20 protein-coding genes are annotated in these 24,173 nt (G+C 49.1%); 14 read left to right on the top strand and 6 right to left on the bottom strand.

Going from position 1 to position 24,173, the window contains the following annotated elements; translation table 11 throughout:
* Positions 1 to 240: 240 nt before the first annotated feature.
* The 4 genes from ACYVE4_RS27215 to ACYVE4_RS27200 form a co-directional block, all read right to left on the bottom strand.
* Positions 241 to 1,593 (bottom strand): hypothetical protein, encoded by a 1,353-nt coding sequence (locus ACYVE4_RS27215; RefSeq protein ID WP_461043559.1) that lies wholly within the window; start codon positions 1,591 to 1,593, stop codon positions 241 to 243.
* 522 nt (positions 1,594 to 2,115) lie between these two features.
* Positions 2,116 to 3,024 (bottom strand): manganese catalase family protein, encoded by a 909-nt coding sequence (locus ACYVE4_RS27210; protein WP_461043557.1) that lies wholly within the window; start codon positions 3,022 to 3,024, stop codon positions 2,116 to 2,118.
* A 460-nt stretch (positions 3,025 to 3,484) separates the two neighbouring features.
* A complete protein-coding gene (locus ACYVE4_RS27205; RefSeq protein WP_461043555.1) occupies positions 3,485 to 6,175 on the bottom strand; it encodes a permease prefix domain 2-containing transporter in 2,691 nt (896 codons plus the stop codon).
* A 3-nt stretch (positions 6,176 to 6,178) separates the two neighbouring features.
* Positions 6,179 to 6,514 (bottom strand): PadR family transcriptional regulator, encoded by a 336-nt coding sequence (locus ACYVE4_RS27200; RefSeq protein ID WP_461043553.1) that lies wholly within the window; start codon positions 6,512 to 6,514, stop codon positions 6,179 to 6,181.
* Positions 6,515 to 6,737: 223 nt separating this feature from the next.
* Between ACYVE4_RS27200 and ACYVE4_RS27195 the strand changes: the two genes are divergently transcribed.
* On the top strand, positions 6,738 to 6,860 hold the full coding sequence (locus ACYVE4_RS27195) for a hypothetical protein (protein ID WP_461043551.1): 123 nt from the start codon (positions 6,738 to 6,740) through the stop codon (positions 6,858 to 6,860).
* A gap of 143 nt (positions 6,861 to 7,003) precedes the next feature.
* Here the strand turns inward: ACYVE4_RS27195 and ACYVE4_RS27190 are convergent, their stop codons facing one another.
* The gene (locus ACYVE4_RS27190; RefSeq protein WP_461043549.1) at positions 7,004 to 7,879 is read right to left on the bottom strand and encodes a helix-turn-helix domain-containing protein; all 876 of its coding nucleotides are present in this window, start codon (positions 7,877 to 7,879) and stop codon (positions 7,004 to 7,006) included.
* Between the two features lie 533 nt (positions 7,880 to 8,412).
* Here ACYVE4_RS27190 and ACYVE4_RS27185 point away from each other — a divergent pair.
* The 7 genes from ACYVE4_RS27185 to ACYVE4_RS27155 all read left to right on the top strand — a co-directional run bounded on the left by ACYVE4_RS27185 (position 8,413) and on the right by ACYVE4_RS27155 (position 15,261).
* Positions 8,413 to 10,374 (top strand): alpha-L-fucosidase, encoded by a 1,962-nt coding sequence (locus ACYVE4_RS27185; protein ID WP_461043641.1) that lies wholly within the window; start codon positions 8,413 to 8,415, stop codon positions 10,372 to 10,374.
* A 160-nt stretch (positions 10,375 to 10,534) separates the two neighbouring features.
* A complete protein-coding gene (locus ACYVE4_RS27180; RefSeq protein ID WP_461043547.1) occupies positions 10,535 to 11,026 on the top strand; it encodes a DUF6790 family protein in 492 nt (163 codons plus the stop codon).
* Between the two features lie 234 nt (positions 11,027 to 11,260).
* Positions 11,261 to 12,214 carry an aldo/keto reductase gene (locus ACYVE4_RS27175; RefSeq protein WP_461043545.1) on the top strand — a complete coding sequence of 318 codons (954 nt, stop codon included), beginning with the start codon at positions 11,261 to 11,263 and terminating at the stop codon, positions 12,212 to 12,214.
* Positions 12,211 to 13,251 carry a zinc-binding alcohol dehydrogenase family protein gene (locus ACYVE4_RS27170; protein WP_461043543.1) on the top strand — a complete coding sequence of 347 codons (1,041 nt, stop codon included), beginning with the start codon at positions 12,211 to 12,213 and terminating at the stop codon, positions 13,249 to 13,251. Before ACYVE4_RS27175 ends, ACYVE4_RS27170 begins: the two co-directional genes overlap by 4 nt.
* Positions 13,248 to 14,060, top strand: coding sequence for a TIM barrel protein (locus ACYVE4_RS27165; RefSeq protein ID WP_461043541.1), 813 nt, complete (start codon positions 13,248 to 13,250; stop codon positions 14,058 to 14,060). The genes ACYVE4_RS27170 and ACYVE4_RS27165 overlap by 4 nt, the downstream gene beginning before the upstream one ends.
* Positions 14,061 to 14,089: 29 nt before the next feature.
* Positions 14,090 to 14,440, top strand: a complete 351-nt coding sequence (locus ACYVE4_RS27160; protein WP_461043539.1) for an L-rhamnose mutarotase — start codon at positions 14,090 to 14,092, stop codon at positions 14,438 to 14,440.
* A gap of 83 nt (positions 14,441 to 14,523) precedes the next feature.
* Positions 14,524 to 15,261 (top strand): alpha/beta hydrolase family protein, encoded by a 738-nt coding sequence (locus ACYVE4_RS27155; RefSeq protein ID WP_461043537.1) that lies wholly within the window; start codon positions 14,524 to 14,526, stop codon positions 15,259 to 15,261.
* A 161-nt stretch (positions 15,262 to 15,422) separates the two neighbouring features.
* Here the strand turns inward: ACYVE4_RS27155 and ACYVE4_RS27150 are convergent, their stop codons facing one another.
* Positions 15,423 to 15,929, bottom strand: coding sequence for a GrpB family protein (locus tag ACYVE4_RS27150; RefSeq protein WP_461043535.1), 507 nt, complete (start codon positions 15,927 to 15,929; stop codon positions 15,423 to 15,425).
* Positions 15,930 to 16,300: 371 nt separating this feature from the next.
* On the opposite strand from ACYVE4_RS27150, the gene ACYVE4_RS27145 reads away from it, so the two are divergent.
* The 6 genes from ACYVE4_RS27145 to ACYVE4_RS27120 all read left to right on the top strand — a co-directional run bounded on the left by ACYVE4_RS27145 (position 16,301) and on the right by ACYVE4_RS27120 (position 24,129).
* Positions 16,301 to 16,654 (top strand): PadR family transcriptional regulator, encoded by a 354-nt coding sequence (locus tag ACYVE4_RS27145; protein ID WP_461043533.1) that lies wholly within the window; start codon positions 16,301 to 16,303, stop codon positions 16,652 to 16,654.
* Positions 16,642 to 19,338 carry an ABC transporter permease gene (locus tag ACYVE4_RS27140; protein ID WP_461043531.1) on the top strand — a complete coding sequence of 899 codons (2,697 nt, stop codon included), beginning with the start codon at positions 16,642 to 16,644 and terminating at the stop codon, positions 19,336 to 19,338. The genes ACYVE4_RS27145 and ACYVE4_RS27140 overlap by 13 nt, the downstream gene beginning before the upstream one ends.
* A gap of 282 nt (positions 19,339 to 19,620) precedes the next feature.
* On the top strand, positions 19,621 to 21,390 hold the full coding sequence (locus ACYVE4_RS27135) for an arylsulfatase (protein WP_461043529.1): 1,770 nt from the start codon (positions 19,621 to 19,623) through the stop codon (positions 21,388 to 21,390).
* Between the two features lie 41 nt (positions 21,391 to 21,431).
* The gene (locus ACYVE4_RS27130) at positions 21,432 to 21,677 is read left to right on the top strand and encodes a hypothetical protein (protein ID WP_461043527.1); all 246 of its coding nucleotides are present in this window, start codon (positions 21,432 to 21,434) and stop codon (positions 21,675 to 21,677) included.
* Between the two features lie 186 nt (positions 21,678 to 21,863).
* A complete protein-coding gene (locus tag ACYVE4_RS27125; protein ID WP_461043525.1) occupies positions 21,864 to 22,091 on the top strand; it encodes a hypothetical protein in 228 nt (75 codons plus the stop codon).
* A gap of 178 nt (positions 22,092 to 22,269) precedes the next feature.
* A complete protein-coding gene (locus tag ACYVE4_RS27120) occupies positions 22,270 to 24,129 on the top strand; it encodes an ATP-binding protein (RefSeq protein ID WP_461043523.1) in 1,860 nt (619 codons plus the stop codon).
* Positions 24,130 to 24,173 lie beyond the last annotated feature (44 nt).

The raw sequence follows: 24,173 nt of genomic DNA, 5'->3' as shown, positions 1-24,173 counted from the left end.
GACCTTTTTTGAGATCTTGGGTAGTATGGCTGAAAGGTACCTCGATAAGAATTTACGAGCCGACTTTGCCAAGACATTCTTTGCACTGCTTCCGAGGTAGCTTGACAGAAACCAGCTCCCAAAAGGAGTAGACTAATTTATGGGCATAACCAAACTACCTCCCGGTGCTCTTCATAAGGATCTTCCTACTGGATCGATGCCAACCAGGGCAGAAAGCCTATACCGGGTACGGGTGGCCGCTTAATTGTCCAGGGCAGTCTTAAATGCACCACGTACCGTAATGGTGCGGTGATCGTTTGCTTTGTCATTGTGTAGAGTGGCCTGAAATATACCCTTTACAGATGGCTCATAGGCGCCACCATGTTCCAGGATGGTCACACTACCTGGTCCCCACACGCCATAAGGTGGCGGATTGTGCAGGTAGGCGTACGCCCACGTGCCACCCGTTGGATTACCATCGTTCGCTGTGATGATACATTTGCTGCTACCATCGGTCTCTCGTTTAATCGTATACTCGCCCGATAGCTGGTAGTCGCGGATGAGAAACGATACGCCAATCCGTATGTCGGGCGTTTTGGGGTCCGGGCGAACCGTCATCGCTCCACTCAGTACATGGCCCTCAGGATCGTAGCTCGCGGTTACGTCAACATTTTCGTACTTCTTTCCATCGATAACCATCCAGTTTTGGCCATCGATCTCAAAATTCGCCACCAGAATAATGACGCCTTTATCTTTCCGGTCTAGTTCTACGCTAACGGCAACTGGATTAAATGCCTTGGCAGGGACACTTTTAGGGGCATAATACGTCCCCTCAGCTCCGGCCGCTTCGGGGGTAAAGTAGCCGGAAACAGGGTCTGGCTCTTGCCCCGGTTTTCCTTGCAAAACGCCATTAACGCGCCAGTTACGAACTTCATCGCTAGTCAGTACAAAGTCAATCGGCTCGGGGTCTGACAATGGAGTAAGCTGATTGGCGGTCTTGTCGTTGCGACCTTTCTGAAAACGGACCTGAATGACTGCTTTCTCGCCCGGATTTAACTTTGTGTTCACATAATCTAAGTAGTACTGCTCGTACCAGGCTATTGGATGGGATAAGTTTAACGATGGTGTACTGATTATCCGGGCTGCTTTGTCAACGGTCACGTCAATGCGGCCCTGCCACACCTGTTGGGCATCCTGGTAGGCAATACCGGCCAGTTCAGGAGCCGACCCCCGGAAATCATTGGGGCCATAGTGATAGACCACCTGTACGGGTTTGTTTACCTTCACCGCCTTGGGTTCAATGGTATAGCCGTTACCTGTGCCGCCCGGAGCCTTGTTTTCAACCGGCTGTACAGTAAAGGTGGTTTCCTGCTGAATGGCCCCTGCTGGAAACACCAGCGTAAGCTTGCCATCGGCTACATTCAGTTGTCCACCTTCCGGCCCGATTCGTTGCGAGGTGGGTTCACCAATCGGTTTGCCCACTTCAGTAACTACACCTAACTTATCATCGTCTGGGTCGTTGGATGGATTTGTCGGGTCAATGGGTTGGGGGGCAGTACAGGTCAGCAAGAGGAGCCCGGCAAGAACAGGAAGAGAATATAGAATGCGGTTCATGGGACGCTGCGTTTACAGGTTGTTTCCCCAAAATTGGCAGACCAACATTGCTGAAAGAAGTTAAGTTTAGGTGAAGCGGTACAAGCCGGTCGTCAACAGGAAGTATTGGTAGATAAAGCACTCATGACGCTTTATTTGGTCGGTTCAGCGTGAAGGAGTTACCAATTCCGGCCTGGAAAGCAATTCCGTTGACTAGTCCGTTCGTCGGCTGATGACCCGGGATATTGATGAGGTCCGATCGCTTGATGAACAATGACCGAAAAGCATCCCTGCGACGCTGGACTCATATTATACATTTCCAGACCTGTAACTTAAGACTAGTAAGGCAATCTCTCCTTAATCCTCCCGGATGTGTAACGAATCAGAAAGTAGGATCGGAGGCTCTCACTTCTTGCAGGAAATAAATACTAGCCTCATCAGTAGAATTGTTTCTGATAAAATGCAGAAGGATACCGAATTCACTTTATCGACAGCAGCCAATCCAGTAGGATTGACTGCTGAATGCCTACGTACGTAAACCAACTACCACTCATACTTAATGCCCATCTTCTTGGCCATATCAGCAAACACCTGAGGGTCAAAATCATCAGCACCCGGTGCATTTAACTGCGGTTCTTCCTCCAGATCCGGCACTGGATAGCCTGGAATAGGTCCTTCTACGACAAAACATTCCTGTCCATCATCCGGATGAGGGCCATTCCAGATCAGACCAGCCTGCTTATAATCCTCCTGGCTAAAGGTGTACAGCGATAAGTGCAGTTTCTGCTCCATAAACTTTTTGGCCTCTGGAAACGCATTATTGCTTAGGTCAGGAATCGGTAAAAGCTTGGTGACTTCAACGCCGGTTAGCTTTTCCAGCGCTTTGGCATAAGCGACAATGTGTAGCCCTCCTCGGACCAGCAGGTAACCCACCATGGTACGCGCCGTCGGATCAGATACGGTTTCATAGGCTCGCATTTTGTTGCCTCTGGCCCCGCATTCAAGAAAGAAATTATGCAGGAGATCCAGCTTTAGATTGCCACTGCTGAATACATTTTGCCCCGTCCAGAAATTGCCCATCGAATCAACCGGCAATGACCCTTGTCCGCTGGCAATGTAATGATAGGTGTTGCGGGCGTTGACGGCATCAGCCAGCGGAGCCGGAACCGGATCATGCCCTCGTTTAGTGACCCCCGTCAAGAGTAAATTAATCGCGTAGGACACTACTTCGATGTGGCCGTATTCCTCTCCGGCAATACTGGCAATTACATCATAGAACGGTCGTATTTTCTTACGACCCCGAAAGTTGAAGGATTGAAAGGTGTAGTTCATCAGGGTTGACATCTCCCCGAATTTGCCACCCAGTAATTCCTGAATCGCTGCGGCATCGTTTGCCGAAGGGTTTTTGGGGATGGGTAGCTCAATAGGCAACCGGTCCATTTTTAAAATCATAGCCTTGAGTTTTTAATGGTTCGCCAAGCGTTAATTTATAGGGCTAACCTATCGGCTTGGTGATAGTTAGGCTTAGGCTATTAACTCCCTTGATTAATCAGCTAACGGTCCCTTTCAGGATTGATTTAGCGAGCTTTAGGCACATTCTGCATTATGAGTAGCCGTTTCCAATAGATCGCTTTGATTGCCCCTAAACCGCCGTCTTATGTTTACATAGCCATTTTTTGTGATTGAAGGGGCTCACTATCCATTTTCCGTCAATAGAATTAACATAACGAGCGGCAGTAATGAACTAGCATCAGGCTAATTAGCTGATGTAGATAGTAATAAATGAATCCCTTGTGCATTTTCAGCTGGCTATACACACTTATCGCTTACACCGGCCACTGCAGAACTGTTTTGTTAGCAGCATGTGTTCGTCTCGCCGTCGTCCCACCCTGCCGACGAAGTTTTCGCTTTTTTACTCTGCTTTTAACACGTTTACCGGTTCAATCTGCCCCGCTCGAAGGGTTTGGGATAGGACAGTCAGTAGCCCGACTATAGCAACCAACCCAAAGCCTATGCTTATATTGATAAACCCCAAATCAAGATAACTGCCCATTTCTTTTCGTAGTAAATCACCACAAAACAAACCAGCTGGAACACCAATAAGGCCGGCAAGTAGGATAAGAAGGCCAAAATTCCTGGTAACTATCCACACCAATTTTATATCGTTTGCGCCTAATATTTTCCGTATGCCCAGTTCTTTCGTGCGCGTTTCTACCGAGTAACTGGCGATGCCTAAAATGCCCAAAGCAGCAATGATCATAACAATCAGAGCACAGCCACCAAAAATTTCCATCTCTCCACTGATTTCTCCTGAATAACGGTACGCTTTTAAGTTATAAAGATTGGCTGTTTTCTGAGGAAAATGGTCTTTCCATACCGATTGAATGGCTTTGGTCGCTTCCAGTTCTGTATTTGGCTTTATTTTTATGGTCAAGGTGGTTATTTCAGTTGGCAAATACCGATAGAGCAAAGGGAGTTGTTGGCCAATTAGCTCATTCGGTATGATGCCAATGACTTGTACAGAGGCAGAGTCCAGCAAGAGATTTTGCCCCACCAAGGTTTCCGATTTAGATGCCAATAAGTTTGCGGCAGCTTCATTCACTAACACATATTGCTCCGTACGTTGGGGCATATGCTTAGGGAAATTTTGCCCAGCCAGTAAGCGGATACCTTCTGTTTCGATTGTTCGTGGATCTATACTTACGTAATTTATTTCCAGCGTTTTATCGTTTAGCGTTACCGAATCTTTACCCATTTTAATGGGTTCATAGTACCAGTTCGTGGCCAACGTCGTTTCTACCTGACTTAACGCATTTATTTCGGCCTGCAGGTTTTGATAGTGTTCACCTTTTACATCCAGTGTCAGCACATTGGATGGCACGGTTGAACGGATGATTGCATTGTTTTTTCGATCATAATCGGCTACGATGACAACCAAGATCATAAACAGGATGGTCACCGAAAATTGAACGACTAGTAACGCTTTGTAAACAGCAACTCCCCGGAATAGCTTTATCGTCTTCATTTTACGCAAAACCTGTATAGGCTGAAACGCTGACAATAGCCAGGCCGGAAAGGCCCCTGCGACTAAGCCTGTGATAACGGCGTAAGTTATCAAGCCTACTACTAAGGCTATATCCCAGGAGAATGTCACATCATCCATATCGGGAATATAGTGGGCTAAAATGTTAACACAGGGCACTGTAAAGGCCAAAGCAAACAGGGCAACCAGGGTCGATTCCATTAAAAATTGACCGATAACTTGTCCTCTTGTTGCGCCTATGGTTTTGCGAACACCGACTTCCTGCGCCCGGGAGAAAGCCCGCGCTAAGGCCAAACTGATATAATTAAAAGCCGCTAACAGGGTTAACGACAGAATGATGAATAGCTGCGTTTTTACGTCTTCCCAACTAGTACCCGCATTGGGGTTATTTTTAATAGCCATCTTTCCAGGGGTAATCTCTTCGATGGGTTGCGCCAAAAATTGAAGATGGCTCTTCTCCAATGTCCGATTATAGGTCTGGAGCGTTGCATTCAGTTGCTCTACATTACCTTCTGATTTTAAACGGGCATAAATGGCTGAACTCTTGAAGCCTCCCCAATCTTGTGAAGTAGTAGGGATTGCTCCTTTTTTTTCAAGCAGTTCAGCAGCACGAATTGATAACATAGCCTCAATGGGCAGATGGGTTGCTAAAGGCGGGTCCTGGATAATGCCCCCAACGGTATAATAGCCTAAATTTTCAACTTGAACCGTATGGCCTAAGACATTGGTGCTGCCAAATAGTTTCTCGGCTGTTTTTTGGGTTAAAAAAAGGGTGGTGGAATTAGTGGCAAGGCTTTGTGCATTACCGGACAATAATTGAAAGCCAAACACATCAAAAAAAGAAGGCTCTGAAAATTTTATGTCAATCGGTACATCACCCTTATCGGTTTGCAGGTTATGTTTTCCTGCCAGCCGTACTTTAACCGTTTTTTCAACAAAGGAAACTTTCTCCAGTTGATTCGCCAATGGCAATGGAGCGGTTGCCCATTTGGTTTGTTCCCCCTCTTTTGTTTCTTGGGTGAGTACCCGCACGAGTTGATTTAATTCCGGATGAAAATGGTCCGTATCAAACGTGGCTTTCAGGCCTGTAAACAGAATAACGCCAACCGCCATACTCAGTGACAAGCTCATGATATTGACGACTGAAAAAAGTTTGTTTTTCCACAGAGTGCGCCAGGCGATTTTAACATAGTTGCGAATCATATCCGGATTGATTAGAGCTGATGAGGGATATTCAGGGGTAAAGTAAGGATGGGTGGTTGCCCGTCGCTTCGGGAAAAAATCTGTTTGCGGGTTGGCCAGGCTGGCTACTCGACGCCGTAGGTAATAGGGGCGAATGACCTTCAGCGCTTCCAGACCATACCACCAACGGGCTCGCCAGGAACCGACCTGGTCAACTCGCTGGGCAAATTGCTCGTGCAGATCTCCCTGCAACTCTTCCAGCAGATCAGGGGGCATCAACCAACTGAGCAGATGGTCGGCCCAGCGGGGCGGCCGGGCCGCCGGGCGGTCCAACGACGTTCGGCGCTGAGGTGTTGGGTTGTGAGAAAGCTTGTCCATGGCTTAGGAAAAGAAAGGGATGGGTAAGGCCTCCCAAAATCCCATCCGGAGTTGACGCATCTCCCTTAGTACTTGCTGGCCAGCTGCTGTCAGGGTGAATAAGCGTTTACGCCGTCCACCCCTGGCCAGGGTGGCTCCGCCTAAGACCGAGGCAACAAGGCCCTTCTCCTCTAAGCGATACAGGACCACGTGCACACCCGTCACAGAGGTGGTTCGTTGGGTACGTTGCTTGAGTTCGTCGGCAATCGTGACGCCATAGGCTCCGGTGGATTGTTGTTGCAGGAGGGCCACGGCGAGTAAGACCAGCTCTTCAAACTCCCCCAGATAGGTTCGACTCATACCAAATGGACTAAAAAAGGCATATTTCTTTACTAGTTGTTGAACAAATAAAATGCCAATTTTATAACTGGTTTATTTTCAGAAACATAATCTAATAAGTAGTAGCTATATGTCCGAAAACGTACAAAAGCTGTCCGGTTCCAGGTACCCTCATTTCATCACCCTGAAGACTGTCTGCCTCCTGTAGGGTTCCATCCAGCTTTTAGAAGCTGTTCCCTAACCGGTGAAACAAGTACAGTTTGGCTATCCTGTGACACTGGAGTATGCATGGACGATCATACCCCGGACGACAGTAACGACGCGTATCGGTTTAGCCAACATCAAAGAAGCGTATAGTTTTCCCTGATTGGCTTACAGCTTGGCTACCGGTTGTAGGATGGGGTAATTGCGACCGACCCGCCCGTATTCCTGTCTAAAGGTGGATAGAATACATGTGCCAGCCACTAAGCCAGTATCAATATGCTTTTCATTAATCAACGTGGGTATCGCTTAGGGACGATTTAGCTGCTTGCGATAGATTCCTGGCGGACAAGAAGTTATCTTTTTAAACGTACGAGTAAAATGAGATAGACCTTCGAATCCCGTGAGTGCAGCAATTTCCGAGAGGGAAGACTGGCTGGTGGCCATGATATGGACGGCCCGTTCAATTCGTTTTTCGTTAATAAATGTTAGTGGGCGCGTCCCGGTATGTTTCTCAAATAAGCGGGAAAAATACTCTGGATTCAGATGCACCCTTTCGGCTAAACGTTTTACCGTAAGGGGTAAGTGCAGGTTGACCAGAACAAAACGCATGGTGTCCAGAATCGTAATGGGAATTTCGGCCGCTTCCCTAGCAGGTAGCATCTCTGGTACAGCAAAACGGGATAGTAATTGAAGAAGAATGCCTTGAGTTTCCAAAAAGAGGGCAAACTTCTGCTGATTGTTAAGCTCCTGGTATTCCTTATAGTAGATATTCTTTTCGTACACCAGCGGATTATCCGACCGATTGATGCCCCTACCGGGGTTAATTTCCACCAGGCGTTTAAAATTTAGCACGTCGATTTCGCTGGCTTTCACTCTGGAAATGAGTCGACTTGCCGAAAATAGAGAGGTACCATCAGCGGACTCTTCGAAGAACTGAACAAAGTACTGGCTGAGGTAACTTTCACAGATCAGGTTACACAGTGTGTAGCTGGGAATAATGTACAAATAACCCGCTTCCAGTTTAAGCGTCTTGGTATGATCTGATAACTTCCCCTCTCCTTCATCAATATAGTAGATGCGGTGATAGGGGCTGATGACATTTTTGTAGTTCCACCGAGAATCCAGTTTGACCCAGTCGACGTTGAGCAGCGATAGCGTATGCTTCAAAAAACGCTTATTCATTAGTCAGTATAAAATTGACATAAAGCTAGAAAAAGTCTGTTTTAGATAAAAAAAAGTCTGTTTTGGTATAATCTACCTCTTTGCGTAATGCTAGTTTTGTTAATTAATCGATAAGCTTAAACACGGCTTTTTAGATTAGTTGTGTCTCTCTATACCAATGAAAAAAGCTTGTGACGTACTAGTTGTAAGTATCTCTCCCGGCTCGATAACGGCTATGTTTTGTCAGCCCTACGATAGCCTGCTCTCAAGTAGGAGCGGCCTGCCTAAGTGTAGAAATATCATGTAGCCATCATGGCAATTTGTGAATCAGATTTCGAGAATGGAACGAAGAATACTTTCGCCCGAAAACCATTCGTAACAAAACAAATATGACGTTCCGGTTCAATTATCCAACGAATGGTAGTTTGGGGAATAGACACCTTCCAGTGCTGATTTTTTTCTTGGTAGGTCTAGCTAGTATCGCCCATGCCCAGGTTAGGGCTCCCCTACCATTCGGGCCAGTTCCCAGCGAAAACCAGTTGCGCTGGCAGAAAATGGAATACTACGCCTTCATCCATTTTTCGATCAATACCTATACCGATATGGCCTGGGGATTGGGCAACGAAGATCCTAAGCTGTTTAACCCGACCAAACTGGATTGTAGGCAGTGGGCCCGCATTTGCAAAGAAGCCGGTATGAAAGGCATTATTTTCACCGCTAAACACCATAGCGGATTTTGCCTATGGCCTTCAAAGTATACCGACTACTCCGTCAAAAATATTCCCTGGCGAAACGGAAAAGCTGATATCGTGAAGGAAATGGCCGATGCCTGCAAAGAATATGGCCTCAAATTCGGGGTGTATTTGTCGCCCTGGGATAGAAACCATCCTAATTATGGAAAGCCTGCTTACATTACCTACTTCCGCAACCAGTTGCAGGAATTATTGACCAACTACGGGGAAATTTTTGAAGTCTGGTTTGATGGCGCGAATGGCGGGTCAGGCTATTACGGCGGGGCCAACGAAACTCGTAAAATTGACGCGAAAACGTACTACGACTGGCCAAATACCTATAAACTGGTTCGTAAACTCCAGCCCAACATTGTGATCTGGAATGATGGGGGTGATCGAGCCGATCTTCGCTGGGTAGGTACCGAAGCGGGATATGTGGGCGAAACCAACTGGAGTCTATTGAATGCAACGGGCGATGTGCCGGAACAGATGTTACGGCATGGGGTCGAAAACGGCAATGCCTGGGTGCCAGGCGAAGTAAACACCTCGATTCGACCTGAATGGTTCTATCACGAACGAGAGGACAGAAAAGTGAAAACCCTACCCCAACTGATGGATATTTATTACCAATCCATTGGGCGAAACGCGACGTTACTGCTCAACTTTCCGATCATGCCGAATGGCTTGATTCATGAAAAAGACGAAAAAGCGGTACAGGCTTTTGCTAAAGCCACTAAGGGAGCGTTTGCCGTAAACCTCGCTAAGAATACCCGTGCCACAGCTTCTCAGGTACGTGGGAAAAGCGCAAAGTATGGGGCTGATAAAGCCGTTGATGCCGATAAAGATAGCTACTGGGCTACGGACGACGCTGTGCGTAACGCATCGCTGACAATCCAGTTTCCCAAATCCACTGCGTTTAACCGATTTCTGGTGCAGGAGCCAATTCAATTGGGGCAACGGGTCAAGTCCTTTTCGGTAGAAGCGTTAGTTAATGGCAACTGGAAAGAAATTGCGAAAGAAACAACCATTGGCTACAAGCGTATTCTGCGCTTCCCGACCGTCGAAACCACCCAACTCCGTCTGACTATTCTGGACACTAAAGCCACCCCTCTGATCTCAAATATTGAGGTATATAAAGCCCCGCTGATTCTAACGTCTCCTGTGATTACCCGTAACCAGGCTGGTGAAGTTGCGATCAAGTCAGGAGATTCCGAATCGGAATTGTATTATACCCTTGATGGCAGTACGCCAACCCCAGCAACTAACCTCTACAAAACGCCAGTGAAAACCAAGGCCGGTAAGGTCGACGCAAAATCAATTGCCTACAACCCCTTCACTAAGCAAAGCAGCGTGGTCAGTGAAGAAAAATATGACATCGCCCGCAGCGCCTGGAAAATTATCAGTACGGATGCCAAGTCGGCGTATCAACTGCTGGACGGTGATCCGGGTACGTCCTGGCGACAACCGAAAAGCCAGTCCTTACCAGTTGATTTAGTCATTGACCTGGGCCAGGAAGAAAACCTGGCTGGTTTCCGCTATCTGCCTGCCCAGAACTGGTGGGAAGAAGCCACTATCATTACCCACTATCAATTTGAGGTATCGGCCGATAACAACGTCTGGAAACGGGTCAGTGAAGGGGAATTTTCGAACATAAAAAACAGTCCATTCTGGCAGGCCAAAACGTTCGAGCCCACCCAAGCCCGCTACATCAAGCTGCGGGCTTTGCAAACTACCCAGGAAGGTTCAGCGCCAGGTTATGCCGAAGTGGATGTAATGACGAAGTAATCCACATGTAACATCTAGTTTTTGTTTTTCTCAGCAGTTTATCAAAATCAAGCCAGACAAATACGCCAATTCGATTGGTTCCGAGCTAAACGTAAAGGGGATTGGAATCAAGAAGGCGTGTATATAGGCTAGATCGTACTTACGAAAACGTCATAGACAAATGAAACAAACAAACGCAACCTTAGTCAGTGACATGCATTTAGTATCAATTACTTTATTCATGTTTGTTTTACCGCTTGTTTCCATCGGGATCGAGCATTTTTTAAGCGATCCGTTGTTGCCTGTAATGGATCTGATCGGTAAATGGTTTTTGTTTTGGGCCGTCGGCGTACGACTCTTAACAGCTGGACTTCGGCAAGCTGTAGATCCCGTATTGGCGGCAAAATCCATTTTTCATCAATCCGCTCAGGATAGTTTTGCACTTATTAGAGAGCTTGGTTTTGCCAATATCTGTTTAGGGCTTATGGCGATCTTATCTGTATTTGTCCCTCCATCACGCCCCGTTGCCGCTTGTGCCGGTGGTTTCTTTTTTGGTATTGCCGGTATAACGCATCATCTTAAAAAGCCACTGAGTCCGGCGGAATGGATAGCGATGGTTTCTGACATTTTTATTGCCTCTGTGATGTTGGGTTTCGTACTGGTTTGTCTTTGACAAAGCCTTATTCAACCACCTCAACGAAACTCAACACTAGGTATAAATCATTGACATTCGCGTTTAATAGAAATAAATAAGTTCAATTTGCGATTCATCTCTATTTACTCCAACCAGACTTCGTCTGATCCCCAGTTTATCTAGCACACACTTTTTCCAGAATAAAAATGAAGAAAATGCAGGGGGATAGAACATTAGTTTGATAAATTCCCTGATTTTCAAAAGTAATCACGAATGAACTATCGTCAATTAGGAAAGACTGATCTAAATGTCTCGCTGTTAAGTTTTGGGGCGTCTCCGCTGGGGAATGTCTTTAATGAGGTATCGGAAGCTGAAAGTATACGGGCCGTACATACGGCCATCGACCACGGTATTAATTTTTTTGATGTAGCGCCCTTTTACGGGGATACTTTGGCCGAGCAACGATTGGGCAAAGCGCTGAAAGGCAAACGGGATTCGATTGTGCTGGCCACAAAATGCTGTCGATACGGGAATGGTGTTTTCGATTTTTCGTACGAGCGCGTTTTGCGAAGTATCGATGAGTCGCTGGAGCGGCTACAGGTCGATTACGTTGACCTATTGACGGTACATGACATCGAGTTCGGCGACCGGCAGCAGGTCCTGACCGAAGCCATTCCGGCCGCGCTGAAGGTTAAAGAGATGGGAAAAGCACGGTACGTCGGTTTTTCGGGGTTGCCGGTTCGCTATCTGGCACAGATTGCCCGGCAAGTGGATGTCGATACGGTGTTGTCCTGGGGCCATTATAACCTGTTGGAGGACGAAATCAATGATGAACTGGTGCCGCTTTCTCAGCAAAAAGGGTTTGGCCTGATGAATGCCGCTCCCCTGATGCAGCGAATCCTGTCAGACGCATCTGTTCCGCCCTGGCAAAGCTCCCCACAGGCGGTGAAAGATCTACAACCCAAGCTTTTAGACCTGTGTCGCGAATATGGGTTGGCGTTAAGCGACGTAGCCTTAAAGTTTGCCGTCGGCCATCCCGCTATTGCCACTACTATTGTCGGTATGTCGGAGCAGGGTCAGGTTGAGCAAAATCTACGGGCGCTACAGATCGATATTCCCGACGAACTACTCCAACGCATCGAAACGCTGGTTGCTCCGGTAAAAAACCAGATGTGGTTTGAAGGAAAACCTGAAAATAACATCCCTAAACCTAGTTTTCAGTCATGAATAAACAACCCGCCCTGGTGTTGGTGGAACCGGGAAAAACGGAAATTCGCGAGATCGACATCCCAACACCTGGCCCAGAGGACGTATTGTTACAGGTTAATCGAGTTGGCTTCTGTGGGGGTGATCTCAACGGCTTCCGGGGGCTGTTCGAGCTTCAGGAGTATCCCAACGTACTAGGCCACGAAGTGGGGGCAACCATCCTGGAAACGGGGAACCAGGTACCCGACACATTTCGGCCAGGTATGCACGTTACGATAAATCCCTACCTGAATTGTGGCGTTTGTCTTTCCTGCCGAAAAGGACGACCGAATGCCTGTCAGGATAATAAAACGATGGGCGTCCGCCGACCGGGGGCTATGACCCATTTGATTCGTGTTCCCTGGCAAAAGCTGCACAGTTCCGCTACCCTATCCGCCCAAGAGCTAGCTCTGGTGGAGCCGCTAACCGTTGGTTTTCACGCGGTAAGCCGGGGACGGGTCGCAGCGAGCGAAAAAGTGGCGGTTATCGGTTGTGGTATCGTTGGTATGGGCGCCGTAGCCGGGGCAGTTCACCGCGGTGCGGAGGTCATTGCCATCGATATTGACGACGCCAAAATGCGAACGGCCCATCTGGCGGGAGCCGCTCATACCATCAATACGACCCGCGTTGATCTGCACAACGCCCTGATGGAAATAACCAATGGCGACGGACCGGATGTGATCATTGAGGCCGTGGGTCATCCGGCCACGTACCGCGCAGCCGTCGATGAGGTGGCCTATACGGGACGGGTCGTGTACATCGGGTATGCCAAAAAACCAGTCGATTACAATACGGGTACGTTTGTTCGGAAAGAGATTGAAATACTGGGTTCGCGCAATTGCCTGGGCGAATTTCCGGAGGTGATCGATTACCTGGAAAAGGGCAAATTCCCCGTCGATGCGGTCATTAGCCGGACGGTTCCGCTGGAGCAAGCCGGAGCTGCACTGGCGGCCTGGTCCGAGAATCCGGGACCGATCACGAAAATCATGGTCAATTTTGATAACCAACCGAACGGATGAAATCTTGCGTAACAATTGCGCTGGTTCCAGCAATCAAAACCGGCCCCTGGATCTACTGGGAAAGCCTGGAAACTAGTATGGCGAAAGCTGCTTCGCTGGGTTTCGATGCGGTCGAATTGTTCACAGCATCGGCGGACGCCACTCCCACTGGACAGTTAGCTGAGTTGGCCAAGCGGTACAACTTAGCCGTTGCGGCCGTGGGAACTGGTGCTGGGAAAGTGTTGCATGGGCTAACATTAACTGATCCTAACCCACAGATTCGGGCCAAAGCCATCGCATTCATTACCGAGATGATTTCGTTCGGGGCTACGGTCGGTGCACCTGCCATTATCGGTTCCATGCAGGGCAACGCCACACCCGGCGCAGGGAAAGAACAGGCTCTCCAATGGCTGGCTGAAGGCTTGACCAGCCTGGGTGAAATTGCCCAATCCAACGGAGTGAAGCTCATTTACGAACCGCTGAACCGATACGAAACCAATCTGATCAATGACCTTCAAACGGGGGTAGAGTTTATTCGTTCACTGGATACCAAACAGGTGGTGTTATTAGCCGATCTGTTTCACATGAACATCGAAGAGGCTTCCATTCCCGACAGTATACGGTCGGCAGGCTCGCACATCGGTCACGTCCATTTTGCCGATAGTAACCGGCACCCGATTGGGATGGGCCACACGGCCATGGCTGAGGTAGCCACTGCCCTGGCCGACGTTGGGTATGACGGCTATATTTCCGCCGAAGCCTTTCCCTATCCTACCCCCGATCTGGCGGCTCAACAGACGATACAATCCTTTAAAACCTATTTTGGATAACCAATCCATTCACCTTCCTGGCCTATTGTATGCAACGATTTTGCTTGGCACTCGACTTGAAAGATAACCCTGAATTGATTTCAGACTATGAACGATGGCACGCGAAAGGGGCCGGGTGGCCACAAGTGCGGGCCAATGATCTGAAAGCCGGGATACTCGATATTCAGATTTACCGAACTGGAAATAGGATGTTCATGATTCTGGAAACGGACGACCAATTTACCTTCAAACAGAAACGGGAATTGGATGCTGACAACCCCTTTGTGCAGGAGTGGGAGCGGCTGATGTGGACATTCCAGCAGCCTTTGCCCTGGGCCAAAGAGGGCGAAAAATGGGTACTAATGGACCAGATTTTTCAGTTTGAGAAAGAAGTCAAGTGATTAATCTACCATTCTCCAAAATAAAGCTATCTCTGTCTTTATGGCTTCCGCTTTGCCTAGGTCTAATCGCTGGTCTACTAGCCTTGACCTACTGGCTGAAGCTTGGGGATGCTGACCAGAATACGCTGCTTTATCAACAAGTGTATGCCAGTACTCAGCTGACACCGCGTCCCGTTCTAGTAGTTGTTCTTCATGGGGATGCGCCTTTTAACAAACCTAGTTATCAATACACGTTTGCTCAGCGGGTGGCTCAACAGAATGCCGACGTAGTGGCGGTGGCCTTGCTTCGGCCAGGCTATACTGATTCGGCAGGACACCACTCGGCAGGTCAACGAGGTTGGACTACCGGAGATAATTATACGCCAGCTATTGTGCAGGCCATCGCTACCACAATTCAACAGTTGAAGAAACGCTATCATCCCCGTAGAGTCGTGTTGGCGGGGCATTCTGGTGGGGCTGTTTTAGCGGCTGATGTCACGAGTCAATACCCGGACTTGATTCAGGCGGCCCTGTTAGTAAGTTGCCCCTGTGATGTGGACGCCTTCCGAAGGCACATGGCTGCTTACGAAGGAAGTTGGCTGTGGTGGTTGCCCGTTGAGCGGTTGTCGCCCATTGAGGTAGCGAGTCAACTTCATCCTTCGACGTCAATTAGGTTGGTGACGGGTAGTGCTGATTCGATCGCCTTATCTAGTTATAGTCATGGCTATGCCGCTCAACTCAGGAAACGAGGAGTACCCGTTCATGTGATCGAGTTAACCAATCAGGGGCACGAGATTTTTTTGCGATGGGAAGTCGTTGCTCAACTAGGGCGATTGCTCTGATTTTGACCTCTCAACGTACGCGGACGTAAGTGACTCCTGCCAAAGTTGAAAAACTTTGGAAACGCGTCAAAGATTGGCGTATGGAGTTGACATTTATCAGCAGATATTCGTCTCAAAATACCCTCCCCAATGCGCCATAGCCGCTTTTTATGGGTAAACACTTAGGGCTGAGCAAAATGAGCTATCGCTTCACCTTCCACCCGTTTGATCCACTCACTTTTGCACTGACTATAGGCTTGGGAGTCCTGGCCATGAAGTCTCTGACAACGGGCTTTCTCCTGATAGTAACTATGGGCTAAATCGGGACGAGCGAGCAAATAATCTCGAAAAGCCAGATGACGCTCAATCTCGAAAGAACCTACTTGATAACAATGCAGATGAATCGATTTGCGCCTAGTGGCCACATCCACCTTGGTGCAGTAACGACGCCCTGCCAGCCCATATGCCCCTCGCCATTGATAGCCTAGGGCTTCCAGTGTGGTTCGATGCTGATCAAACTCCTCCAGGTTCCTCACCACAGGGATCAAATCCACGATCGGTTTGGCCCCAATGGTGGGAATTGCGGTCGATCCAATGTGATGGACTGTGATCAACAGGTTGCCTAACGCATCGGCTAACAATCTACTTTCCGCTTTAGCCAGTAGGCTCCACTGCGGATGATGCGCCACTAATTCTACCTTGTCTTGGCTGGTCATAAGTCGTTACATATTCGTTTTTGAGTTGGCTAAATAAGCAAAAATAAGCCTGTTGTTCTCTAGTGGTAAATAAGTCAATGGGATATAGGTCCAAAATTGGTATCTCAGATAGCCCTCATAATTGAGATGAGGAAGCATTCATGGGACTGCTTCTTTATTTATGCGTTCACATAGACGCCGAAACACTGTCCGATTCTGTACTTCAGGCTGTCCATTTTTGGACAAATAGACCTCCCTAAAACATACCAGATAGTGCTTTCAAGCGAAATAAGGCAATTGGTAAACTTTGGCCGAGTATTTGTACGACAAAGTCTATAGTAATAATAATGACAACCAATAGCTGAATGAAACGAGCCTTTTTAGGTGAGTTGGAAGAAGGCGTCTTGTTGACGGTGGCAGCCCTACAGGAACCGGCCTACTGTGCGTTGATTACCCAAACCATTGATCAGCAAATGGGTCGTAGCATTAGCTTTCCCACGGTCTACACTACCCTGCAACGGCTTCAGCAGAAAGGCTTGATTTCGTCAAAGATGGGTGGAGCGACTGCCGGGCGGGGAGGTCGGCAAAAACGACTCTTTACTGTTACCACAGCTGGACAGCGTGCGCTGATCGAGTGTCAACACCTGCGAAGTCAATTATGGGACGGTCCGGCGATCCGGCAGATTCCAACCTCAATCCTACAACTATGGGACGCTTAACCAATGACCAGCAACATAACACCGGACCACCGGAGCACCGGCCGCCCCGCTGGGCCAACTGGTTATTGAATCAGTTTAGTCCGCCCGGCATGGAAGATGAATTGCAAGGCGATCTACTGGAAATGTACGCCTATTGGATAAAGACCATCGGTTTACGGGGAGCTCGCTGGCGCTATACACTGGCGGTTTTGCGGCTGATTCGCCCCTTTAGCAGGTCCGGTACTGGCCAAATCTCTGACTATTCTCAATCCGAACGGTTCAATAGGGAGCCGCAAACCACCTTTATTTTACAATCTCTTATGGTACGCAATTATCTAAAAATCGCCTGGCGGAACCTGCTCAAAAATAAGCCCTTCTTTCTAATCAATACTCTCGGGCTAGCTATTGGTATGGCTGCCTGTCTGCTTATTTGGCAGTACGTTACCTTCGAGCGAAGTTATGATAGCTTCCACCCTGACGCGGATCATATCTTCCGCATCGAACTGGACAGTTACCAAAATGGTAAGCTGGCCTTTCGCTCAGCTACCTCCTACCCTGCCATTGCACCGACCCTGAAAAAAGAGTTTCCCGAAGTAGTCGAAACGGCCCGGCTCTACGCTGCCCGCACCGATGTGGTGACTTATCGGAACATTCATCATCGGGAGGATAATTTTTACTTCGCCGACAACTCCATTTTCAACATCTTCAAGATTGACTTTTTACGGGGCAATCCGGCCACAGCGCTGACCGAAAAAAATACGGTTGTGCTCTCAGAGACGACCGCCCGCAACTATTTCGCTAATGAAAATCCTTTGGGCAAAACGGTTAAGTTAGGCCGGACCCCCTATTTGGTAAAAGGCGTCTATAAAGATTATCCTAAAAATTCCCACCTCGAACTCGATCTGATTTTCTCCTACTTAACCGAGCCTGACGCTCAGACCAGTTGGGGTTGGTACGCTTTTTATACGTACGTAAAACTAAAGCCCACAGCGCAACCCAAGCAGCTTGGGGCCAAACTGATTAATCTGGTTCAGAAATACGTTCCTAATGAGGCTAAATCCGGAAACCGGTCGGAGTTACTACTCCAGCCCTTACGTGATATTCATCTTACGTCTAACCTGAATCAGGAAGCAGAAGTGAACGGTAATGGTCAGTCGGTGACGATACTGTCGGTGATTGCCCTGTTCATTCTGGTAATCGCCTGGATCAATTACATCAACCTGGCAACGGCTCGGGCCATGGACCGGGCTAAAGAGGTTGGTATTCGCAAAGTGGCCGGGGCCGAACGCGCCCAGCTAATAAGTCAATTTCTGGTTGAATCTGTACTCCTCAATTTGCTTGCTGTGGTGCTGGCGTTGATCATCGTGCAGGCCAGTGCCTCTTATTTTAGTGACCTGACGGGACGCCCCCTATCGCTGAACCAGTGGCTACAACACGACCTCTGGCTTCCTGCCTTTTGTATATTCCTGAGTGGTACCTTGCTGTCGGGCTTATATCCGGCCTTTCTGCTATCCGGTTTCCAGCCCATTACCGCCTTAAAAGGCAAACTAAGCCATCTTTCGGGTGGATTATCACTGCGGCAAAGCCTCATTGTCTTTCAATTTGCCGCGTCAATTATGCTGATGATTGGCACGCTTACTGTCTATCGACAACTGCGCTTTATGCAGGAGCAGGACTTAGGTTTCAGCGCAGCCCAGAAGCTGATTATTCGTGGGGTCCTGGCTCCTGACTCTACCTACGGAGCTAAAGTAGATGCTTTCCAGCAGGAGCTCCTTAAAGCTGGATTAGTGGAAAAAACCACTACGTCGACTCATATACCAGGCATGGAAATTCTGTGGGCCAACAGCGCCCGTCGAGTAGACCGCGCTGATGCTATTGATAACACGCTCTACAATACCGCTATCGATGACCATTTCCTGGAAGCGTATGCCATTCGTTTGGTGGCTGGCCGGAATTTCAACCGGCGCTTCGGCACGGACCGCACGAATGCGCTTCTCAACGAAACAGCCCTCAAACTGCTAGGCTTCAGTAGTCCCGCTGAGGCCTTGGGTAAATATATTGGCACGGGAGATACGCTCCAGATTGTGGGCGTAGTGAAAGACTTTCACCAACAGGGCCTGCAAAAAGGGCACTGGCCTATGCTCTTGCGCTTTCGGCCTGATGCGGCTCGATTCTTCTCGGTACAACTGGCTTCATCCAGCAACCTACATCAGCGATTAGCCAGTATTCAGGCCCAGTACGAGCGGATTTTCCCTGGTAACCCGTTTGAGTATTTCTTTCTCGACGATTTTTTCAATGAGCAGTATAAAGCCGAGCAACGGTTTGGCCGGGTGAGTAGCCTGTTTGCGGGGTTGGCTATTTTCATTTCCTGTTTGGGGCTATTTGCCCTGGCGATATTCATTGCTAAACAGCGCACCAAGGAGATGGGTATTCGGAAAGTATTGGGGGCCAGCGTACCCAGCTTAATTGGGTTGCTCTCAAAGGATTTCCTGAAGCTAATTATCCTGGCGATTGGCATTGCTACGCCCCTGGCCTGGTATGCTATGAACCGCTGGCTGGTCGATTTCGCCTACCACATTGCCGTGCCCTGGTGGGCGTTCGTGTTGTCGGGCGTGGGGGCCCTTGGTATTGCGTTGGTGACGGTTAGCCTTCAAAGCATTCGAGCGGCTTTGCTAAATCCGGTTAAAAGCCTGCGTAGCGAATGATAAGTAAATAATGTTAGGGGCAAAAAAAGATTGATAGCCCTACTTATCTGTATTAGTCAGGGCCGCATCTGACCCCTAGTTTTACTTGACGAGATGATCTTCAGTTACATCGTCTTAAAATAGGCTCCCACACGAGAGGAACACCTTCTGTTAACTTCTTTATCTGGACACTTAGATAACCAATTTCCAGTAGCAAAATAGGCTAATTTCTCTTTTGACGTGGTAAATCCCAGGCGCTGATTCGTATTCAACCAGTTGGGACACACTTACTACTTTTCTGCGATGAAAACCTTTCTTTGGATGGCTGTGGCGGCCCTGCTCATCGGCCCATGGATTCCCCGGTGGGCGACTACCGACCCGCCACCAACTGCTGTCAAACCCAACGTGTTGTTCATCCTGACCGACGACCAGGGCTGGGGTGATCTAAGTCTCCATGGGAATCGCTGGCTGGAAACGCCCAACCTCGACCGACTAGCCACCAGCGGAGCCCAGTTCGAGCATTTTTTCGTCAGCCCGCTTTGTGCCCCCACCCGCGCCAGCTTGCTCACGGGGCGCTATCACCTCCGCACGGGTACGGTTTCCGTCACCCAAGGCTGGGAACGCATGCGTAGTGCTGAACTCACCCTGGCGGAGATCTTTCGCCAGAACGGCTATGCTACAGGCTGTTTTGGCAAATGGCACAACGGGGAACATGCCCCCGAAGACCCAAATGGGCAGGGATTTGATGAGTTTCTGGGATTTTGTGGAGGCCACTGGAATAATTATTTCGATACCGACTTGCAGCATAACGACCGTATGGTAGCCACTAAAGGCTACATCACCGACGTATTGACCGATGCTGCGCTGAACTTTATTGATCAGCATAAAACTCGCCCTTTCTTCTGTTATGTGCCGTTCAATGCCCCCCATAGCCCCCACCAGGTGGCCGACCGGTATTTTAATAAGTACAAGGCCAAAGGCCTGGACGATGAGCAAGCCAGTATCTACGGCATGGTGGAAAACATAGATGATAACGTGGCGCGGCTGTTGGCAAGGCTGGACCAGTTGGGTTTGGCCCAAAACACGATTGTTGTCTTTGCGACTGATAACGGACCTAACGGCCATCGCTTCAATGGGCAGATGAAGGGCATCAAAGGGTCGGTCGACGAAGGGGGCGTGCGTGTGCCGCTATTCGTGCGATGGCCGGGAAAGATTCGTCCTCAAAGTCGGATTCGGCCCAATGCTGCCCACATCGATCTACTGCCGACGTTAGTCGACTTGTGTGATTTACGCTTTGTCGCTGCCAACCCCATTGATGGTCGTAGCTTGGCGGGTATGTTGCTGGGTCAGACCGATACCCTGCCTGATCGCATCCTATTCACCCACGTTGGCGGGATGAGCGCGGGTGGCCTTCCTGCTGAACCAGGGGCTGTTCGAACAGCTCAATACCGGTTAATCCGACAAAACAAGCAGATCCACTTGTACGATATGCTTAACGATCCTTCGCAGTCAAGGGATCTGGCTGCTCAGCAGCCCAAACAGGTACAAACATGGCAAGCTGCCTACGATCATTGGTTCCGGGAAGTGGCTCAAACGATAAGCCCCCTCCGGCCAGTGCCGGTGGCCAGTCGACGGGTTTTATTGCAGGCCCCGGAAGCCCACTTTTCGGGTAAAGTACGCTACAAACAGGGCAACGGCTGGGCCAATGACTGGCTCATCAACTGGCAGTCACCCACCGATTCAATTTGGTGGGATGTGGCCGTTGAACGGCCGGGGGTGTATCAATTAAGTCTGCAATATACCGCACCGGCTGCAGCCCTTGGAACGCTACTGGCTGTTACAATCGGTGATAAGATAGTGCATCAAACCCTACAAACCAGTTTCGACCCACCCCTGACTCCCAGCCCCGACCGGATTCCCCGTAAAGAAGTCTACGAAAAGCCCTGGGCCTGGCTGGTATTAGGGAAGCTTAAGCTGCTTAAAGGCCATCATCGAATTCTGCTGCAGGCAGGCTCGGTTCCGCATGGACAAGTGGCAGAAGTAAAAGCGCTCTTGCTTACGGCCCCAGAGTAGTATGGAATACCAGGGGCACCCACCTCGCCGTTCCCGGCAAAGTGCTGATTGGGAAAGCATCCTTCCAGTGGATTGAGGGTGGAGCCTTTCTGCGGTGGTATGCTGAGGTGGATGAAGAAGGCTTCCCGGCTGGTATTGCCATTTTCGGCAGCGACGACACGACCGGCGAATTGGTTATGCTTTATTTTGGCGAGCGGAACGTGTCGAGAAAAAACGAGGTCTCGGTAGAAAACAACGTGGTAAAATGGTGGCGCAATACCCCCGGTTTTTCGCAGCGATGCACCTGAACCATTACGAATGACGGGAATACCATCGTTGGAAAAGGCGAATTAAGGAAAGACGACACAACGTGGGAAGACGATCTGAGTCAGACACTCACCCGTGTTCACTAATGGCTGCGTAGCACCAAGCTCTAACAGACAATTTGCAATCACCCATGAGAAAGCTCATTTTATTCATGTCAACGTCGCTGGATGGAATCATCGGAGGAAACGACCGTCGAAAACACCATCGACACGCCAGCACGGGTTAACAATCAATCGTATGCGGTTGACCGTTTGGTCAGCGCGGACCATCCCGCGAGTGCTCAAGGGCGGTTAATTACAGGATATTTATCACTACCAGCTTCGCTAATGGATGCAGCCCCTGCGGAGTTCAGCCTATCCATGGCTGTCTATAAAGACAATTACCGAATCAAATGAACTTTATTTGAACAAAGGGCTACCTCACTCGTTGGTGTTAGGAAGGTCTGGTGATAAATACATAAAATCCTCAAGTGAATCAACAAATTGACAACCAACCACTACTTTCGTCCATAATTAACTCGACATGAGGAGTCTTCTCGCGGCATCAAGGATACCAAAGCTTTTAAGCGCTAGTATGCTGACCGCCTTATTATTTACCCTTACCTGCTTATCGTTTATTCTTTATTCCCTTTATCAGAGTCAACAACAACGTCAGCAGCAGGAGGATTGGCTTTTGCAAACCGGAGTACTGATTGTCAAGCTTGAACAGGTTGGTTCCTTAGCCCTAGAAGCTGAATCAGCAACCAGGGCCTACTTGTTGAGCGGTTATCCGGGAGCTCTCAAACCGTATGAAGTAGCGCGCCAGCAGCTACCTATCCAACTAAACGATCTGCGGCCGCTGTTGGCCAAGTATCCGGAACAGAAGCCCCAGTTCACGATCCTCCAGCAACGCATTGAGCAACGACTCCAACTCAGTCAACGGTTGATTGGTCTTTACCAGGTGGGGCAGCATGAGGGCGTAGCCCAACGAGAACTTAAGGAAGGAATGCCGTTGATGGATCGGCTTCAGCAACAGATTCGCCAAATGATCTCGGTGGAAAAGCAACGGCTAGCTCATCGTCAGTCTAGTCTTGGAGAAGCCACCCGCCAAGGCAAGTGGTGGGGACGATGGCTGGCGGGTATTTGTTTGTTGATGGTCTTAACAGCCGCATCCCTGGCGCAACTGCTCCGCAAGAGCGTTCGTCAGCAACGGCAACTCCACCAGCTCCAGGAGAACCTGGTGACTCAACTGGCCCAGCAACAGCAACTCGAAGTGGATCTGATGCAACAAACCGATCAGTTGCGAACCACCTTAGATGCGTCCATCAATGGGATTCTGTCGATGGCTGCGCTTCGTAATGAGCAAGGTGACATCATTGATTTTCGGCTGGAGATGGCCAATGCACCCGTCAAACGCATGACCGGCCGGGATGCCGATCAAATGCGGGGCCGCACACTCTTAGACGTCTTTCCAGGCAATGCCGAAAACGGCTTTCTGGACCTTTATAAACAAGTGGTCCTCACCGGAGAAGCCCAACACTCCATGCAATATTATCAGGATGATCAGGGCTTACAGGGCTGGTTTGAGGTATCAGCCGTTAAGCAAAACGGGGATCGGGTGGTGGTCACCTTCATCAACGTGACCGATCATCAGCAGGCGCAACAAAAAGCAGACCTAACGCTTCGTCAGCTTCAGGAGTCAAATGACAACTTAGCGCAATTTGCGTTTGTGGCTAGTCATGATCTGCAGGCTCCCTTACGTAAGATTCAACGCTTTGGGGAACTGCTCTGGCAACAGGAGGGTGCACACTTATCGGCTTCAGGAACTGACTTACTTCATCGGCTTCGTCAATCCAGTGACCGAATGAGTCAGCTGATTCGGGGATTGCTCGATTACTCCCGGCTGGGGGGTTCTCACAGTACTCATCAACTCGTGGATATGAATGATCTTCTGGCTGGTATTTTAAGTGATCTGGACGTAGTGATCGACGAAAAGCAGGCGGTTGTGGAAGTAGATAACCTACCTCAGGTATGGGGCGATCCGGTTCAATTGCAGCAACTGTTTAGTAATCTGTTATCGAATGCGCTCAAATTTACCAAGCCAGGTCAACAGCCCCAGATTTTTATCCGCTGTCAGCTAGTGCTGGGGCCTATCCAACAGGGTACTGGTTTACCTGCTTTAAGTGACCACCGGTCGTACTATGAACTCAGCGTGATTGACAATGGCATTGGCATCGAAGAGGCCTTTATCGAGCGCATCTTTAAACTCTTTGAGCGGCTGCATGGTAATAGTTTGTATGCGGGGAGTGGCATCGGGTTAGCGATCTGCAAACAGATTGTGGCGAATCATAAAGGGACCATACGGGTTGAGAGTAAACCGGATAAGGGCTCATGTTTCCGGGTCTATCTGCCCCTGATCATTCAGCCCTCGTTGAACTTGTCCAGTATGAATTAATCCAAAATAAAAGTTGGGTGTAGGCATTACCGTTCGAACACGAA

This window comes from Spirosoma harenae (assembly GCF_054776975.1).
Note: the sequence above shows the minus strand (reverse complement) of the source record. Positions and strands in the feature narration are given on the sequence as shown.

What these genes read in the sequence shown, in the direction of transcription:
- ACYVE4_RS27215 (WP_461043559.1), bottom strand. Translation starts at nt 1,593, where the DNA reads ATGAACCGCATTCTATATTCTCTTCCTGTTCTTGCCGGGCTCCTCTTG.
- ACYVE4_RS27210 (WP_461043557.1), bottom strand. Translation starts at nt 3,024, where the DNA reads ATGATTTTAAAAATGGACCGGTTGCCTATTGAGCTACCCATCCCCAAA.
- ACYVE4_RS27205 (WP_461043555.1), bottom strand. Translation starts at nt 6,175, where the DNA reads ATGGACAAGCTTTCTCACAACCCAACACCTCAGCGCCGAACGTCGTTG.
- ACYVE4_RS27200 (WP_461043553.1), bottom strand. Translation starts at nt 6,514, where the DNA reads ATGAGTCGAACCTATCTGGGGGAGTTTGAAGAGCTGGTCTTACTCGCC.
- ACYVE4_RS27190 (WP_461043549.1), bottom strand. Translation starts at nt 7,879, where the DNA reads ATGAATAAGCGTTTTTTGAAGCATACGCTATCGCTGCTCAACGTCGAC.
- ACYVE4_RS27185 (WP_461043641.1), top strand. Translation starts at nt 8,413, where the DNA reads ATGGAATACTACGCCTTCATCCATTTTTCGATCAATACCTATACCGAT.
- ACYVE4_RS27180 (WP_461043547.1), top strand. Translation starts at nt 10,535, where the DNA reads ATGAAACAAACAAACGCAACCTTAGTCAGTGACATGCATTTAGTATCA.
- ACYVE4_RS27175 (WP_461043545.1), top strand. Translation starts at nt 11,261, where the DNA reads ATGAACTATCGTCAATTAGGAAAGACTGATCTAAATGTCTCGCTGTTA.
- ACYVE4_RS27170 (WP_461043543.1), top strand. Translation starts at nt 12,211, where the DNA reads ATGAATAAACAACCCGCCCTGGTGTTGGTGGAACCGGGAAAAACGGAA.
- ACYVE4_RS27165 (WP_461043541.1), top strand. Translation starts at nt 13,248, where the DNA reads ATGAAATCTTGCGTAACAATTGCGCTGGTTCCAGCAATCAAAACCGGC.
- ACYVE4_RS27160 (WP_461043539.1), top strand. Translation starts at nt 14,090, where the DNA reads ATGCAACGATTTTGCTTGGCACTCGACTTGAAAGATAACCCTGAATTG.
- ACYVE4_RS27145 (WP_461043533.1), top strand. Translation starts at nt 16,301, where the DNA reads ATGAAACGAGCCTTTTTAGGTGAGTTGGAAGAAGGCGTCTTGTTGACG.
- ACYVE4_RS27140 (WP_461043531.1), top strand. Translation starts at nt 16,642, where the DNA reads ATGGGACGCTTAACCAATGACCAGCAACATAACACCGGACCACCGGAG.
- ACYVE4_RS27135 (WP_461043529.1), top strand. Translation starts at nt 19,621, where the DNA reads ATGAAAACCTTTCTTTGGATGGCTGTGGCGGCCCTGCTCATCGGCCCA.
- ACYVE4_RS27125 (WP_461043525.1), top strand. Translation starts at nt 21,864, where the DNA reads ATGGAATCATCGGAGGAAACGACCGTCGAAAACACCATCGACACGCCA.
- ACYVE4_RS27120 (WP_461043523.1), top strand. Translation starts at nt 22,270, where the DNA reads ATGCTGACCGCCTTATTATTTACCCTTACCTGCTTATCGTTTATTCTT.